Source organism: Tardiphaga sp. 841_E9_N1_2, from assembly GCF_051811065.1.
Classification (GTDB): Bacteria; Pseudomonadota; Alphaproteobacteria; order Rhizobiales; family Xanthobacteraceae; genus Tardiphaga; species Tardiphaga robiniae.
Map to the genome: position 1 here is coordinate 2,180,685 of NZ_JBPWQC010000001.1, position 14,738 is coordinate 2,195,422.

At 58.8% G+C, this 14,738-nt stretch carries 14 protein-coding genes and 1 tRNA gene; 8 read left to right on the forward strand and 7 right to left on the reverse strand.

Annotated features, from left to right (window positions below):
- Nucleotides 1-227 precede the first annotated feature (227 nt).
- On the forward strand, nucleotides 228-491 hold the full coding sequence (locus AB8A50_RS10580; protein ID WP_093762074.1) for a hypothetical protein: 264 nt from the start codon (nucleotides 228-230) through the stop codon (nucleotides 489-491).
- Between the two features lie 93 nt (nucleotides 492-584).
- On the forward strand, nucleotides 585-788 hold the full coding sequence (locus AB8A50_RS10585; RefSeq protein ID WP_439064267.1) for a hypothetical protein: 204 nt from the start codon (nucleotides 585-587) through the stop codon (nucleotides 786-788).
- 9 nt (nucleotides 789-797) lie between these two features.
- Here AB8A50_RS10585 and AB8A50_RS10590 read toward each other — a convergent pair whose 3' ends face one another.
- Entirely contained in the window at nucleotides 798-1,019 is a 222-nt protein-coding gene (locus AB8A50_RS10590) for a hypothetical protein (protein WP_141137104.1), read from the reverse strand.
- A gap of 475 nt (nucleotides 1,020-1,494) precedes the next feature.
- Between AB8A50_RS10590 and AB8A50_RS10595 the strand changes: the two genes are divergently transcribed.
- Nucleotides 1,495-1,857 carry a hypothetical protein gene (locus tag AB8A50_RS10595; RefSeq protein ID WP_439077618.1) on the forward strand — a complete coding sequence of 121 codons (363 nt, stop codon included), beginning with the start codon at nucleotides 1,495-1,497 and terminating at the stop codon, nucleotides 1,855-1,857.
- 921 nt (nucleotides 1,858-2,778) lie between these two features.
- On the opposite strand, the gene AB8A50_RS10600 is transcribed toward AB8A50_RS10595, so the two are convergent.
- Nucleotides 2,779-3,171 (reverse strand): hypothetical protein, encoded by a 393-nt coding sequence (locus tag AB8A50_RS10600; protein ID WP_439077619.1) that lies wholly within the window; start codon nucleotides 3,169-3,171, stop codon nucleotides 2,779-2,781.
- Between the two features lie 955 nt (nucleotides 3,172-4,126).
- Between AB8A50_RS10600 and AB8A50_RS10605 the strand changes: the two genes are divergently transcribed.
- The gene (locus tag AB8A50_RS10605; protein WP_439077620.1) at nucleotides 4,127-5,284 is read left to right on the forward strand and encodes a sensor histidine kinase; all 1,158 of its coding nucleotides are present in this window, start codon (nucleotides 4,127-4,129) and stop codon (nucleotides 5,282-5,284) included.
- A gap of 156 nt (nucleotides 5,285-5,440) precedes the next feature.
- Complete coding sequence (locus AB8A50_RS10610) at nucleotides 5,441-5,920, forward strand: tyrosine-type recombinase/integrase (RefSeq protein WP_439077621.1); 480 nt, start codon at nucleotides 5,441-5,443, stop codon at nucleotides 5,918-5,920.
- Nucleotides 5,921-6,254: 334 nt separating this feature from the next.
- Here AB8A50_RS10610 and rhuM read toward each other — a convergent pair whose 3' ends face one another.
- From rhuM to AB8A50_RS10635, 5 genes are all read right to left on the reverse strand, one after another.
- Entirely contained in the window at nucleotides 6,255-7,298 is a 1,044-nt protein-coding gene (rhuM, locus tag AB8A50_RS10615; RefSeq protein WP_439077622.1) for a RhuM family protein, read from the reverse strand.
- Nucleotides 7,299-7,607: 309 nt separating this feature from the next.
- Nucleotides 7,608-7,682: transfer RNA gene (locus AB8A50_RS10620), tRNA-Thr, on the reverse strand.
- 1,401 nt (nucleotides 7,683-9,083) lie between these two features.
- Nucleotides 9,084-9,803 (reverse strand): outer membrane protein, encoded by a 720-nt coding sequence (locus AB8A50_RS10625; RefSeq protein ID WP_089264886.1) that lies wholly within the window; start codon nucleotides 9,801-9,803, stop codon nucleotides 9,084-9,086.
- A 321-nt stretch (nucleotides 9,804-10,124) separates the two neighbouring features.
- The gene (locus tag AB8A50_RS10630; RefSeq protein ID WP_244528494.1) at nucleotides 10,125-10,556 is read right to left on the reverse strand and encodes a hypothetical protein; all 432 of its coding nucleotides are present in this window, start codon (nucleotides 10,554-10,556) and stop codon (nucleotides 10,125-10,127) included.
- A gap of 215 nt (nucleotides 10,557-10,771) precedes the next feature.
- Entirely contained in the window at nucleotides 10,772-11,056 is a 285-nt protein-coding gene (locus AB8A50_RS10635) for a His-rich protein BRANT (RefSeq protein ID WP_439077623.1), read from the reverse strand.
- Between the two features lie 292 nt (nucleotides 11,057-11,348).
- Here AB8A50_RS10635 and AB8A50_RS10640 point away from each other — a divergent pair, with 292 nt between their 5' ends.
- From AB8A50_RS10640 to AB8A50_RS10650, 3 genes are all read left to right on the forward strand, one after another.
- Nucleotides 11,349-11,909, forward strand: a complete 561-nt coding sequence (locus AB8A50_RS10640; RefSeq protein WP_439077624.1) for a tetratricopeptide repeat protein — start codon at nucleotides 11,349-11,351, stop codon at nucleotides 11,907-11,909.
- 115 nt (nucleotides 11,910-12,024) lie between these two features.
- Entirely contained in the window at nucleotides 12,025-13,413 is a 1,389-nt protein-coding gene (locus AB8A50_RS10645) for a serine hydrolase domain-containing protein (RefSeq protein WP_439077625.1), read from the forward strand.
- Between the two features lie 122 nt (nucleotides 13,414-13,535).
- Nucleotides 13,536-14,315 carry an NAD kinase gene (locus AB8A50_RS10650; protein ID WP_093762060.1) on the forward strand — a complete coding sequence of 260 codons (780 nt, stop codon included), beginning with the start codon at nucleotides 13,536-13,538 and terminating at the stop codon, nucleotides 14,313-14,315.
- Nucleotides 14,316-14,738 lie beyond the last annotated feature (423 nt).

Genomic DNA, 14,738 nt, shown 5'->3' on the forward strand with positions numbered 1-14,738 from the left:
GTCTAAACTGCCGGTAAGCCTAACGCGCAAGCATCAGGCGAAGTTCAAATGCGCGGGATCGCAGCGTGGATTCGTTAACGCAACGCGCTCGCACGGCGATCTGATCCCGGTCGAAAGACGTCAAGCGCGCGCCGCACACATCTTGCGCGTTGCCTTGGCAACGTGGTCTGATCCCTTCAGCCGTCGTTGTCGCAGACATCTGCAGTCGTCATGTCCGGAGAGCCCCGATGAAGTTCCTCAGTGCAGCCATCATCCTGTCGACGCTGGTCGCGACCCCTGCTTTCGCGCGCCACTGGAAACATCATCACAGCGCCGAAACCTTCGTCTTTGCCGCACCCGGCCAGCCCTACCGGATCCAGTTCGGGCACAATTACGGTCCGGGTCTGCAGCCGGGCACCTTCGCCTATTACGACGGTCCCCTCGCCGCCCGCTGCAAGCAATCGGCCGCGGCCTATCGCGGCCAGGACGGCCGGGCGTATCCCTGCTTCTGATTAAGGTTCCACAGACCGGTTGACGGGTGGGCAGATTGGCCACTGCGATCGAACTACTCAACCTCTGCCGCATTGCCGCGCCGGAGGTGGCACATGCCCTACGCGCTATTCGAAGACGACCAGAAGCTCAGCCAGGAATTCCCGACCGAGGAGGACGTCTGGCAACATGCCGACGAAGCCGGGCTCGTTGATGTTGTGGACGGCAAGACGGTGCTGGAGGACGGCTACACTATTCAACCGTGCAGCACCGAAGAGGACACGGGCAAGCCGATCGCGGTACCGTCGGCAGTGACCTAGGAACGACTCTCACAATCCTTGGTTGGAAGACTGAGCGTCCTGAGCGCAGGATGGACGTTCCGAAAGTCCTGCCACCTCTCCAGGGGTGGTGGGGCTTTTGCTGTCGTAGCCATTGGTATGCAGTAGCCGCACAAACTCATCCATGGACGCGTTCAGTCGCCTGGCGCGCTCTTCAGATTCGGGCGTTGAGGTGCTGCCGAAAAGCCGGGTGATGGATTCGCGAAAAGTCATGCGATTCCCCTTACTCATTGAGACGCGCTTTGGTCGCGCGAACGGCAAATTGGTTCAACTCGCCGCGGGGCTTATTTAACAGTTTAGCACACACGCCGCTTGACGGCGAATCACATGAAGGATTCTCTATCCCCGTTCAGGGAGGCGGAGATGGAAGACCACTTCACTCACCAGTATTTCAGCCGGCAGTGCTTCGAGCGACATCACGCACGCGAGGTTTTGGAGCGCGCCCTCTGCGCAGGCGCCCTACTCTTCGGCCTGACGGCCTCGTTCGCAGCCTGTCTGTTTATTTGATTATTTGACGCCCGTTCGCCTTCGGCGAACCTCCCACAGCCAGCCGCCCAAAGGCGTCAGCAGGCCGCTTGGAGACGCATTGGCGCTGACACGACGACGGAGCCAATTCTGCACTGTGCCCCGTTAGGCTTAACCCGCTGACGCGCTTGCACTAACGTCGCTCAATCTAAATGATGACGCCATGAGTTGGGTCGAAGAGCGCGATCGTTTAATCGCGGAGACATTGGCGTTTGTAAAAGAGGTCTCGGGCAACCAGCCCGAGCTGGCCGCGAAGTTGACCGTTGCGGTAGACGCCGAGATGAAAGCCGCTGAAAATCCGAAGCAGATCGTCCCGGAACCTGCGCAGCCGATGAAGCTGACTGATCTCCGGGAAGACATCCGCAATCGCGTTGCATCATTCAAGGCACGGCAACAGGAAATGCAGGACAAGCGGGAGGCCGATTATCAGGAGGTCATCGCAAAAGTCCGGGCTACCTTGGAACAACGTTCAAAATCAGTCCACACGGGCGCCGCAAACGTTAAAATCAACAAATATTCACAATAGCTTAGCCTGATACTGACCGAAGGCTGGGCCCCTGTTTTTGATCCTTGTTGCGCCCTCTCCCACGCAATGTGAGGACGTCGGTGTGACTCCGGCGGCGGCTCTGCTCCGACCCGAACTTATTGAGTTATCACCACTTTCCCTCGCGCAAGCTGATCCTGCCCCTGCTCCTGTTTTGAGACTTCCGCCTCCCGCCCGAGTGCATGAACGTGATGCAATTAAAGCGGGTATAGGGATTGATATACCCCTAGTGATTTGGTTTTTTTTTAAAGATCGTCCTGCCTAGTTGGAGTAGCAGCAACACTCAGGAACCTCGATGATTGCATGGTTGATCCGGCAAGAAGGTCGATGGGGTAGCCCTACAACCGCGGCGGCGATCATCTGCGTCGTGCTGGTCGGCCTGAGCTTAAGCGTTGTTCTACTGGGCGCCGCCGCGACCGCCGTTCTGGCTGCTATCCTGGAAGGATGTGGATGGTTGTGGTTGGATCCTCGCGAGCCCACCCCATTGAACCGCAGCGCGCAGCAACAGCTGGCGGAAAATCTTCAGCAAAACGCAGCTAGGTCCAGCCCTACGATGAATCCTCGAATAGCCGTAGCTTGTCTGATCTTGATTGTACTGATGGCCGGCTTTTTCGTGGCTGATGAGTACACGTCATGCAGGCACGAACATGGACCCAACTACAAGTGCTTTCCGGGCGGGCGCCGACTGGTTCGCTAGTCCGGGCTCAACCCAGCGAGACATCTACCATATCGTTATGCATAATCGTCTGAGGCCCGCGATTGTCCCACTTGATGATGACACCGCTCCAGGTGTTCTCAGTAACCGTGCCGGCGTCGGCTCGGTCGTTCTTCCAATGGACGCGATCACCAACTCTCAGCTTTCTCGATTCGTCGCCAGTCATCGACACGGCCTTTCAGTGAATATCATTCGCGCTTCTTCTTAAACGGCACCACATGACCCGGTCCCGGCCGCTGCAGCAGTACTGGCTGTTTAGGTTTCGGCGGATCGTCAGGAAAGAACCGCTTCCAGCGATAGACAGCGTATCCGTAGAAGTAGTCCCACCAGGATTCTGTAACGCTGGCGTCACCCCCCGGCATAGGATCTGGCTCCCCGCCATCGTCATCCTCAAGGGTCGCAATCGGGATCGGTATCGCCGGGCTCGTCCACATGATGCCCCCAGGGCCCATGCGCGTATATTCGCACTCGTCTGGCTCCGTGCATTCGTCGACGATGATGATCAGCTGATGGATGTTGTCGGCTGAGAACACACCGACGATGTCGTGGGTCTCGATTATTCGAACGAGATAGGTTGGCATGCCATCTTACCGGCCCCGGTAAGGTCTCCCCGCGTAATAAGTAGCATACGGAATCGAGTGGGTCACCTGAGTGCAGGTGGCAATCTACATAAGCGCCGCCGGCCGGACCGTATCCTCGCCGTGCACAATCGCTTCTTTTTGATTCTGGAGATGTAAAACCAGATCGTAGATGCGCCCCCTCGTTAAAGCGTCTACGCCCCTGGCAAAACCAAGATATCGAGTAATCTGATCTTCCAGCCCGATGCACTTGCTACACATATTGCGCTCCCATCGGGCGGGAGCTGTGATCTCATCACTGATTAAAGCCAAAATCCGAGCAGTGACGAACGTCAAGTAACGCGACCGGCTTCGCTTCTGGACAATCAGGATGACGCCCTCCCCGCCTTTTAACCCTGAGCCTCGGGGGGCGTTTCATTCTCATTGGCGATGGCGTCTCTGATCATTCGGTTTACGGCAGGGGCTCTTAACTCCAAACCGTTCTGCAATCAGGGACGAAAGAACCCCCGTTCGATGTAGTGCGAGAACCTTTCGGCAGCGTGCTTCATAGTCTTTCACGTCATATTCCCTGTGCTGTGGGGACGCTTATGGACCGTACCGTTCTGGAGCGTCGGCAGATTTGGCCTGATACTCTCGGGACAGCTGCGCCCTCCTGTAATAGTCGGCCCGCAAGACCCCGTCGTCAGTTGCGCGCGCGAGCTTCGTTAGCCGCTGCACTTCGTTCAGCGGCTCGTGGGGATACTGGATCGTTATGATTTACCTTGTCTCCCGGCGTTTCGCGGCGACCTCGTGCCAATGCTCTCAATGATATTAAGTTCCATCTCTGACGCCTAATCCGTGGGAATAAATACATCGACACCAAAGGGTAGAGCGAGTACGATTCAGGCATCACCTCCAAATCAACAGGCACTCGGTGACTGAGGGCCTCGTAAATGCTCCCGCCGCAACAGGAGCGACTATGGTGATTTCATCCGGACAAACTAACGTGCTCGTCGTCGAAGACGAAATGGTCCTGCGCATGCGCGCCGTCGACATTGTCGAGGATGCGGGATTTACGGCCGTCGAAGCGACCAACGCTGACCAGGCCATTAGTGTGCTCGAATCGAGATCCGACATCTCGCTTCTATTTTCAGACATCCAGATGCCTGGGAGCATCGACGGACTGAAGCTCGCACACGCCGTTCACGAACGATGGCCCAACATCAAGATTATCCTCGTGTCCGGTCAGATCAATCCATCAGATGAAGAGAAGCCTGAGAATAGCCGCTTCTTCGGTAAGCCCATCGACAGTAAGCAGATGATCGCTGAACTGCAGCACATGATCGGCAAAGGCGCGCTCGAAGTTGTCTCGGGACAGGCGGCTTCGATTGCCAATCCGACATCGAGCGCACATTCTGCCGTCGAGGAAACCCTGGCGGCCGAAAACGACAGCTTGCGACTATTGTTGGAACAGGCCGGAATAGACGCCGAGTTACTGCTCGCCCAAGCGGGCATAGACGCGAAGGAGCGCGAAGCTGCCGATAAGCTGCAACAACTTGTCCTTGGGGAATTGCATCATCGGATCAAAAACACGCTCGCGACGGTCAGCGCTATCGCGTCGCAAAGCCTGCGAACCGCTACAAGTATGCAGCATGCGCAGCACGCCATCGAGGGGCGGCTTCTCGCTCTCGGTCGAGCGCATGACCTGCTGATGCAGGTGAGCTGGGCCGGTGCTGAGCTTGGAATGACACTCCACAAAGCTATAGAGCCTTTTGACACGAAGATTGCTGGCCGTTTCGTCTTATCAGGGCCGGAACTTGACATCGCTTCGGCTGCGGTGATCGCACTTGCGATGACGATCAACGAACTTTGCACAAATGCCACGAAATTCGGAGCTCTGTCAGCCCCCGCGGGTCGCGTGAAGATAGAATGGACGGTTGACCATCCATCGCAGCATCTCTCCTTAAAATGGATCGAAACCGGCGGCCCGCATGTCTATTCGCCTACGCGCCGAAGCTTCGGCACACGCATGATGGAGTCACTTGGGCAACAATTGAGCGGCACAGTTCATCTGGCCTACCCACCATCGGGCTTCACTTACACTCTGGAAGTGCCCGTTGCTTCGATGAACAAATAGAGCCTGGAAATCCTGGGCGGACTCTACTTCGCTGTAGCCCGTTTATTACGTACATTTGACCGATCGGCACCAAGTCACGCGAGACGCTGTATGGCTCGGAAGACTTCAATCCTTCCGCGGCTCACGGCATCCGACGCAAAGACTATGAGGCTTTGCGTGGAAATATTGCGCGTCACCGGTGATAGCGCCGGCCATCTCGTCGATTGCCTTTTGCAATGCGCGGGCAGCAATCGAGTGCGGGTGATCGACCTGGTTGATGCCGGGGACGATTACGGGTTGCAGCTGCTGTCCCGCCTGCCCGTCAGTCTCGAGACCCGGGCGATGTTCTGGCACAAGGCCAAAGCAAAGCTCGGCCGCCGCTCCCCGAGCGCGTCTCCCTACAAGCAGGCCTCGACCAACTTCGGCCGGATCGTCGAATCCGTCGTGATCCAGGCGGGCCGAGCCGGCGTTGATTTCAGACCTTTCACCTTCCACCATCTGAGGCACCGCCACGCCGTGGATTGGCTGAAAAGCGGCCAGTCGATCTATGTCCTGCAGAAGCGCATGGGTCACACCAGCATCAACACCACCGAGATGTACCTTGAATACCTGACTCCGGAGGAGCAACAGAAGGTCATGCTGGGGCGGACGGCGTAGGTGTCGCAGTTGCCAAGGAACTTTTTCTTGGGTGCCATATTATCATACTGCCGACATCGGAGCGGCAGTCATGCATATGTCTGAAAGCATTTTACCTGCTGACAAGCAGCGACTTACTGTCATCGGCGATCAGCTTCGCCAACACACCATCACATCGAAATGCGACCTGGAGGGCTGGCGGCTATCCCGGCTTCTCCGAGATGCAGAGACCCGAGATGAAGGTCGAGAGGCCGAACGGCGCCTGGCGCGATATCGGCAGCAATCTCGGAAGTAGGTACTCGCCGAAATAACTCACTCGCAATCTGAAAATGGCCACTTAGTCGGCGACAGCAGACTAGGTGGTGTTGCGTTTCCTTGGAGTTTTAGGAAGCAGTTTGTTTTGCTCTTTCAGCAACGCGATAGCCGCATCCGCTTCGGCGTGCCTGATAGCCTTCCGCTTTTCATTGAACTCTCGATACTGCTCAAAGGCATGTGCTTTGGCCTGAGATGTCTTTACCGAGCCGCCCCCGCGGAACACCACGCGGCTAAGGGACCGCAACTGATTGTCTAGCAGTGCCGTTACCTCAGCCATCGTACGAAGCTTGCCGATATCCAGTTGGTCTTCGAAAATATCGAGAAGGATCACCGTGAGGCGGTTGAACTCCCGAAGTTCGCTTTCAACGAGATAGTTTTTCGATACGTCTACATCCGCTTGGGTAACGTGATCACCTTTCCAAGCCCGTAGGCCCATGTTCTCATGACCTGCGTTGGCCCGGCTGATCACCATTTCTGATGGTGTGTGCGTCGTGACCGCATACATCAGTTTCGCTTGGGTGTGAGCGTAGAACTCATGCCACACCGGCGATTTACCGTCGTAGTCGCTGCACATCGCACAAATAGCACGAAGCTCGCGATAGACATTGGCTTCGTCCGACCGAATGTCACGGATGATTTCTTTAAGTTCGGCCACCCTGTCGCGTGCATCTGGCGATTTCAGTTGCTCGGCGTCGATAACAAAGCCCTTGGTAGCGAACTGCACGAGCTTGTCGGTTGCCCAGCGTCGAAACAAAGTCGCTTGGGCAGATGACACCCGATAGCCAACCGAAATAACCATGTCCAAGCTGTAAAGAGCTGCGGGCCTGCCTGTGGATATTTGCGTTTTTTGCAAAGAACTTTCTTCGGTAAGTTCCCCTTCGTCGATTATGTTATTGATATGCCTAGATATTGTGGACACATCTCGACCGAAAAGCTCGGCGATCTGAGCCTGAGTCATCCACAGGGTATCGCCGTCGTACCGAAGCTCGATCTTAATTCCCTTATCGGTTCCATAGATCAGCAGTCGGTCACCGGTCACGGAATCTTCGACCAGATGAACTGGTTCGGTTGGTATCGGCGTCATGGCAGAAATGTCCCAAATGGCGGCGAAACCCTACCATGAGTCCTACTGCTTCTGACGCGCACATTCGCGCCTTTCCCGCCCTGAATAACGTGCACCAGCGACTACGCTGCGTGTCAGGTGGCGTCCTCAACGCTGAGCAACGTTTGAAGCTCAACCCGGCCCCATAACTTCGCGCGGTCCGGGATATGAGAACGGACCAAGATCAGATGGTCCTGTTCTTGGGGCTGGAAAAACCGTATCGGTTCGCCGTCTGTGCCGGGATTGCCAGGCCGATATGCGGCGAAAACACCAGCATTTTCAATGAAATGGTGGTGCCGGTTGAGAGGATTGAACTCCCGACCTTCGGTTTACAAAACCGCTGCTCTACCGCTGAGCTAAACCGGCAACAAGATCAATGGGTTAATTGATTACCCGAGATCGAAACAGGACGTCCGGACCAGTCGCCTGCCCGCGTCGCGCAGTCAGATATCAGAGTTGCCCGGCAAGGGCTACTCCCGCGCGCGCCAAACCGGCGCATGCGCTTACAGCCACGCGTAAAGCAGCAGCAGATTGACCGCACAGGCGGCCATCAGGGCGACCGTGAGTGCCACCTGCACCCCGTCGCTGCGGATATTGTCGATCATTCTCATCGCCCGACAACCATCAAGCGATTCTGGCAAGGGAGTCTCGAACCTTATTTTTCCCGGGATTCAGGACTCGTTTACTTTCGATTCCTGGTGCGGGGGCAGCGGAGAGCTCGACTGTCTACTGCCCCGCACTCGTCATTCCGGGGCGCGCGTCGCCGAAGCCGGCAGAGCGCGAACCCGGAATCCCGCTGTGTTTGGCGCGATCGTAGTCTCCCACGCTGAGATTCCGGGTTCGCGTCCGGCAAGTGCCGGCCGCGCCCCGGAATGACAATTTGTGGCCAGGGACGCGCTAAACATTTTTTCCTATCTAGCGTTGACAATATCCCGACATGGATTATATTCTCCTTCGTCTTGCCCCACCAAGAGGGGCGATCGCGATCGTCACGTTCGCGGGGCAGGATGCGGTGGACGCCGGAGATGCGGCGTCACGCGGTTCATGGGGGACGTCTGTCTTCGGGCAGGACGGATCTGCGCCAGCACTGCCACTGGCAAGGAGACGGCCGACCTTGAGATGGACAACCCCCTGGACAGTGTGACGGACGACCAAATCGAAACGCGTTCGGCCAAGTGCTTTGCGGCTACCCTGTCCCTCCGCCCTGGGACATTAATTTTGGTGATGGGACCGTTCGCCATGGCAGATGTGCAGGCAACCGAAAAAACACCGTATGCGGAACGTCGGGCACTTGCTCGGCGCCTCCGAAAGTCCTGATACACTCACAATTGCGGAAGACCGCATTCGCATCAGGCCCAAGGGTGCAACGGGCACCCGGCGTTCCGCACGCCCTCTCGCAAGAGGGTGGGAATGCAAGCGACGACGGCGCCCCCGCGCCGCAAACAATGGGGGCGATGACGCATGTCTGAAGAGCACGTGTTGTCTAGAGCAGTGGCTGTTTGACAGTTGAATCTACGATGGCGCGATGAAGGCGCCGCACCACAGGTGTCACCCCCGGGCTTGACCCGGGGATCCAGCTTGGCCCGCACACCGTCGCACAAGACAAGGTGGATGGCCGGGTCAAGCCCGGCCATGACGTGGAGAGGAGGACGATCGCATTGATGCGATGATCAGCGACGCGCAGCGGCACATGACGAATCCCCACAAACAAAAAGGCCGGCGTGATGCCGGCCTTTCCGTCGAAGATTGAAGCGGTTTCGTACTTGCTCAGTACTTGGCGACCACCGGGCCACCCCAGCCGAAGCGATAGTTCAGACCGGCCTTGATGGTGTGCTCGTCGTTGTTGAAGCTCGTCGAGCCGCCGGGAATGGCCGTCGAGGTGATCGTGGTGTTGCCGAAGTTGTAGTACTGATATTCGACCTTGCCCGACCAGTTCGGCGAGAACATGTATTCGAGACCGCCACCGACCGTGTAGCCGTCCTTCTTGTTGCCATCGATTACAGCAACCGCGGGAGCCACAGCGGCGATGGTCAGGTTGTTGTTATCCTTCCAGGCGTAACCGCCCTTGGCGTAGAGCAGTGCCGGACCCCAGGTGTAACCGAGACGACCGGTGACCGAGCCGAGCTGATCGTTACCGCCGCCCGTGATGGTCGTGCCATTCGGGAAGACGAGGCTGGTATTGCTGCTCGCCAGCCAGCTGTACTGGGCTTCGACACCGACCACCCAGTTGGTGGCGAACTGATAGTCGAAGCCGCCCTGCACACCGCCCATGAACCGGCCGCTATCGCCGACGAGGCTGTTGCCGTCACCGAAGGCGCCGCCGAGATGGCCGCCGATGTAGAAACCGGTCCAATTGTAGACCAAAGCCGGCGCCGTATAGGCCGGGGCCTTGGTATAGGTCCGCGCCGGAAGGTCGGCAGCGAAGGCTGAAGACGAGATCGCGGCCACGGCAACGATGGCCGACGCGCTGAGCAAAAGCTTCTTCATGGTTGTTCCCCTGTGTTGCGTAATGACCATCGAAAAACAACGTGGCGGCAGTTTGGTTGCTTCACGGCAGGCGTTGCCACATCGATGTTTGCCGACTGCGACAAAGCAGCAACACTTTTGGATTTATTCATTTTCAGGCGGTGCGAAATGGCTTTTGGTTCAGCGCTCACGCGAACTTGATCGGGTTTTTCAGTGTCCAGATACCCACGTCGGGCTGCGGCAATGTTGTGGCGACGTTGCGGTCAGTTGAGGGCGCCAACGCCGGCATCGTGCGTGCTCGCATCGAGCACCGACAGCAGATCTAAAGAGCTGCCAACAACGCTACCGCGTCATCTTTTCCATTTCGGGGAACGGCGCGTAGGTGGCGCCGGCGCAGGCTTCGGTGACATTCTCGACAATGCGATCGAGGCGCTTGTCGACATAGGATACCGCCCGCTCCTGCGGCGCGGTGTATTTGCCGTCGAAATCCTTCGCCGTGTAGCGCACGCAGCTGACATAGCGCAGCCGTCCGCCGACGGTGCGCTGCACCGGCTCCGCCATCATGGCGTCACGAACGCCGACCGGATTGTTCAGATAGGTTTTGAAGAAGGCCAGCAGATCGACGCGATAATTGGTCGGAAATGGCTGGGCCGCAACGCCCTGGTCATCCGTGAAGCTGATGCCACCGGCGCCGCCTCCTCCGCATGCTGCAAGCCACAGCGGCAACAGTACCGCTGCTGCCTGTTTCGCCGATATCCCCAAATGTCGTCTCATCCGTCGTGCCGTCTCGCAGGCTTATCCCCGTCATGCCTCTCCTAGACGGTTCGCTCCCGAATTGGAATTCGCATCTCGGTGACGGACCCGCGCAAACGAAGCGGCCTGCTGCACCTCAGGGATGTTATGCATCCCAGGGGATAGGTACAGCAGGCCGGCCGTTGAAACTCCGCGATCGCGGCTGGGCAATATGAGACCGCGACCGCGGAGCCCCCTCAGCCGCGTTTGTGCACGACTGTGGTCTGGATGGCGGTGTGCTTGTGAACTTTGTGAACGCTCATCTTCTTGTGGAAGCGATGATGAGGACGGGCATGGCGGTGATGATGGCGGACCATTTTCGCATTTGCGTTCAGCACGCCGGGCTTGGCCTGCACCTTGTTATCGACCGACGTCACCGGCTTGGTGATCGGCGCCGGCGCGGTCTTGGCGATACCGGCAGCCATCGCGGGAGCGGCAAGCATGGAAACTACGATCAACGCGGTGGAAATTTTCTTCAACATGGTCGTCTCCTGTCGGTCTCGATCACGAAGTTGACCGGTCGGTTGGCCGGGCTTGTCGATCAATGCAGTCAGACTAGCGACGCCGCGCTGAACCCACTCTGAGGAAGCCGGACAGGCTTCGTTCATCTCGGTGACATCCTCGTCATGATCGGCTGGGTCAGGCGTCCTGCCCCAAGTCTGCTGCCACAAGTCTGCTCCCATGCCGGCAAAGGCGGGAATGAACACCCACGCCCGGTGTTCACAACCTGAGACTTCCGTGTCAGATTATTGCTGTTGCAAACAGGAGCGCTGCATGACCCACCTCGCGATCAGGCTGACGACGCTGGCAATGTTTTCCGTGGCCGTTGCCGCCACGCCCTTCATGACCTCGGCCTATGCCGCAGGCGGCGATACGCCTTCCGCACCGCCGGCGTCCGACACCAAGGGCACCAAGGACAAGAAGAAGAAAACCGAGACCAGGAATCCGAACACCGAGAATGCCGCGTTCCTCGCCGACTATCGCGCCGCCTATGCCACGGTCTATGACAAGCAGGACTACACGGCCGCCATCGCGCAGCTCAAGGCGCTCGGCCAGGACGACCGCGCCGATGTCGCCAACCTGATCGGTTACTCCTATCGCAAGCTCGGCGACTACAAGGTCTCGCAGATCTGGTACGAGCGCGCGCTGAAGGCCGACCCCGCCCATGTCCGCACCTGGCAGTATTACGGATTGTGGCAGGTCGAACAGGGCAACCGCGATCAGGCGCAGTATCATCTCAACAAGATTGCTTCGCTGAGCGGCAAGGACTCCGCCGAATATAAATCGCTCGCTGCTGCGCTGGAAAAGGCGCCCGGCTCCGGTCCCACCTACTGATCCCATTCGCGGATCAGTCAGCCGGTGCAATCCTTCGGATTGTGCCGGCTTTGTTATGGCTGAGAGATCAGCTCATATTCGCGGCTGCGACGCTCTCCTCACATTGAGACCTCTAATGGATCCCTGGCTGAAGCCCGCGCTCGACTACATCCACGACTGGCTCTCATTCCAGATGGCAACGACGCAGCAACCCGGCTGCCTCGTGGCCATCGCGCATCGCGGCAAGATCGTCGCTGAATATGCCTTCGGTCACGCCGATCTCGCGACCGGCGAGAAGCTGACGCCGCGGCATCGCTTCCGGATCGCCTCGCATTCGAAAAGCTTCACATCTGCCGGACTGATGAAGCTCCGCGAGCAACGCAAATTGCGCCTCGACGATCCCGTTGGCGACCATGTGAAAGGCCTGCATCCGCAGGTCGCTGCAACGACTATCGGACAATTAATGTCGCATAGCGCCGGCCTCACGCGCGACGGCGTCGATGCCGGACAGTTCATCGACAGCCGCCCCTATCTCGACAAGAAGGAGCTATTGTCCGAGCTGCAGCAACCGCCCGCGATTGCGCCCGGCACGCGGCTGAAATATTCCAACCATGGCTTTGGCCTGCTCGGCCTCGTCATCGAAGCTGTCACCGGCGAGCCCTATCGCGACTGGATCAGGCGCGAGATCATTGATGCGGTCGGCCTGCGCGAGACTCAGCCCGACATGCCGCTGACAAAGGGCGCGCCCCTCGCACAAGGTCATACGCCGCGGCTTCCGCTCGACCGCCGTCTGGTCATTCCCGGCGACACGCCGTGCCACGCCATCACGCCTGCTGCGGGCTTCGTCAGCACCGCAGCCGACGTCGCGCGGTTTTTCGCGCAGCTTGCACCCAATGCAAAGCACAGCGTGCTGTCTGCGGCGGGCCGGCGTGAGATGACGCGGCGGCACTGGCGCAATCCGCACGCAACTATCGAGAGCTATTACGGCCTCGGCACCATGAACGGCACCACCGCCGGCTGGGACTGGTTCGGCCACAATGGCGGATTTCATGGCTATATCTCGCGCACCGCCGTGATCCCGGCCTGCGAGCTGACGATCTCGGTTTTCACCAATGCCACCGACGGCTGGGCGCCCATCTGGGTTGATGGCGCCATGCATATCCTGCGCGCATTCGCCCAGCGCGGTGCACCGCAGAAGCGCGTCCGCGACTGGACGGGACGCATGTGGACCTCAGGGAGCGCGTTTGATCTGGTGCCCATCGGAGACCGGGTGCTGGTCGCCACGCCTCAGGCGATCAATCCCTTCATGGACCTCGCCGAGATCGAGGTGACCGGCAAGGACAAGGGCACGATCGCCGCGGCCGCGGGTTATTCCAGTTATGGGGAAGCAGTCCGGAGAGTTCGTGGCAAGACCGGGAAAGTGACCGAGGTTTGGCTCGCCGGCAGCAAATTAAGGCCCGAAAAGGCGGTCGCGGAGGAGCTGACCCGCAAATATGGAGCAACCGGGCCCCGCTCGCCCCGTTAACGATGCGGCGCTCCCTGCAGCCCGGCCGTCTCAAAGACCTGCTATCCTTTCGCTCGACAAGCCCCAGCGAGGTCGGCTAGACGACCCCGCGCAATCACGCAGCATGAGCCGGCGATCCCCTGATGAACCCGTCCAAGCGCTATGACCGGATCGCCTTCGTGGCCAGTACCAGCGGTGAAGCGCAGGCAGCGCTCGACCAGCTGACGCAGCTCTATGGCAATGCCGATCCGGAAACCGCCGATATCATCGTCGCGCTGGGTGGCGACGGATTGATGCTGAAGACGCTGCATGACTTCATGCGCACGGGCAAACCGATCTACGGCATGCATCGCGGCACCGTCGGTTTCCTGATGAACGAGTTCTCGACGCTTGATCTGCATGCGCGCCTCACCGCGGCGCGCGAGACGCTGATCAACCCGCTGCTGATGCGCGCCACGGACGTCCATGGCGGCGTACACATCCATCACGCCATCAACGAGGTCTCGCTGTTTCGCCAGACGCATCAACTGGCGCGCCTGCGCATCCTCATCGATGAACGCGAACGGATGGCCGAACTTGCCGCCGATGGCATCCTCGTGGCGACGCCGGCCGGCTCGACCGCCTATAACCTGTCGGCGCAGGGTCCGATCCTGCCGATCAATGCCGCGCTGCTGGCGCTGACACCGATCAGCGCGTTCCGCCCCCGGCGCTGGCGCGGCGCGCTGCTTCCCAATACGGCGATCGTCGCAATCGAGGTGCTGGAAGGCGAAAAGCGCCCGGTGGCCGCCGTCGCCGACAACGAGGAAGCCCGCGACGTCCGGCGGGTCGAAATCATCTCCGACAAGTCGATCTCGATGCGCATGATGTTCGACCCCGGCCACAGCCTGGAAGAACGCATCCTGAGCGAACAGTTCGGATACTAGAATTCATCCAACTGATACCGCCGAGGGACTTATGCCGTTCGATTTCGTCCTTGTGGCAGGCCCCTTGGTCCGAGGATCAAGTTGGGAGTCGACGGCCGAACATCTGCGGGGGGCAGGATGCCATGTCCAAGTACCGGACATATTGGCTTACCATGCCTCGCCACCTGCATGGAGCGCATGGACCCAAAGTCTTCTCGATCATATCGTGCCGAGCAGCCAACTGATTGTGGTGGGACATAGTTCTGCAAGTCATCTTGCTGTCGATCTGGCGACCAGGCTGCCCATGCGTGGTGTCATCATTGTCGATGGCGATGTGCCCCCATCGCATGGCGCAGCCTCACCCGTCAGACCCGCCTTGCACGACCACGTGAAAAACCTCGCCGGTGCCGACGGGACGCTTCCGATTTGGTCACAATGGTTTTT

What these genes read in the sequence shown, in the direction of transcription:
- AB8A50_RS10580 (WP_093762074.1), top strand. Translation starts at nt 228, where the DNA reads ATGAAGTTCCTCAGTGCAGCCATCATCCTGTCGACGCTGGTCGCGACC.
- AB8A50_RS10585 (WP_439064267.1), top strand. Translation starts at nt 585, where the DNA reads ATGCCCTACGCGCTATTCGAAGACGACCAGAAGCTCAGCCAGGAATTC.
- AB8A50_RS10590 (WP_141137104.1), bottom strand. Translation starts at nt 1,019, where the DNA reads ATGACTTTTCGCGAATCCATCACCCGGCTTTTCGGCAGCACCTCAACG.
- AB8A50_RS10595 (WP_439077618.1), top strand. Translation starts at nt 1,495, where the DNA reads ATGAGTTGGGTCGAAGAGCGCGATCGTTTAATCGCGGAGACATTGGCG.
- AB8A50_RS10600 (WP_439077619.1), bottom strand. Translation starts at nt 3,171, where the DNA reads ATGCCAACCTATCTCGTTCGAATAATCGAGACCCACGACATCGTCGGT.
- AB8A50_RS10605 (WP_439077620.1), top strand. Translation starts at nt 4,127, where the DNA reads ATGGTGATTTCATCCGGACAAACTAACGTGCTCGTCGTCGAAGACGAA.
- rhuM (WP_439077622.1), bottom strand. Translation starts at nt 7,298, where the DNA reads ATGACGCCGATACCAACCGAACCAGTTCATCTGGTCGAAGATTCCGTG.
- AB8A50_RS10625 (WP_089264886.1), bottom strand. Translation starts at nt 9,803, where the DNA reads ATGAAGAAGCTTTTGCTCAGCGCGTCGGCCATCGTTGCCGTGGCCGCG.
- AB8A50_RS10630 (WP_244528494.1), bottom strand. Translation starts at nt 10,556, where the DNA reads ATGAGACGACATTTGGGGATATCGGCGAAACAGGCAGCAGCGGTACTG.
- AB8A50_RS10635 (WP_439077623.1), bottom strand. Translation starts at nt 11,056, where the DNA reads ATGTTGAAGAAAATTTCCACCGCGTTGATCGTAGTTTCCATGCTTGCC.
- AB8A50_RS10640 (WP_439077624.1), top strand. Translation starts at nt 11,349, where the DNA reads ATGACCCACCTCGCGATCAGGCTGACGACGCTGGCAATGTTTTCCGTG.
- AB8A50_RS10645 (WP_439077625.1), top strand. Translation starts at nt 12,025, where the DNA reads ATGGATCCCTGGCTGAAGCCCGCGCTCGACTACATCCACGACTGGCTC.
- AB8A50_RS10650 (WP_093762060.1), top strand. Translation starts at nt 13,536, where the DNA reads ATGAACCCGTCCAAGCGCTATGACCGGATCGCCTTCGTGGCCAGTACC.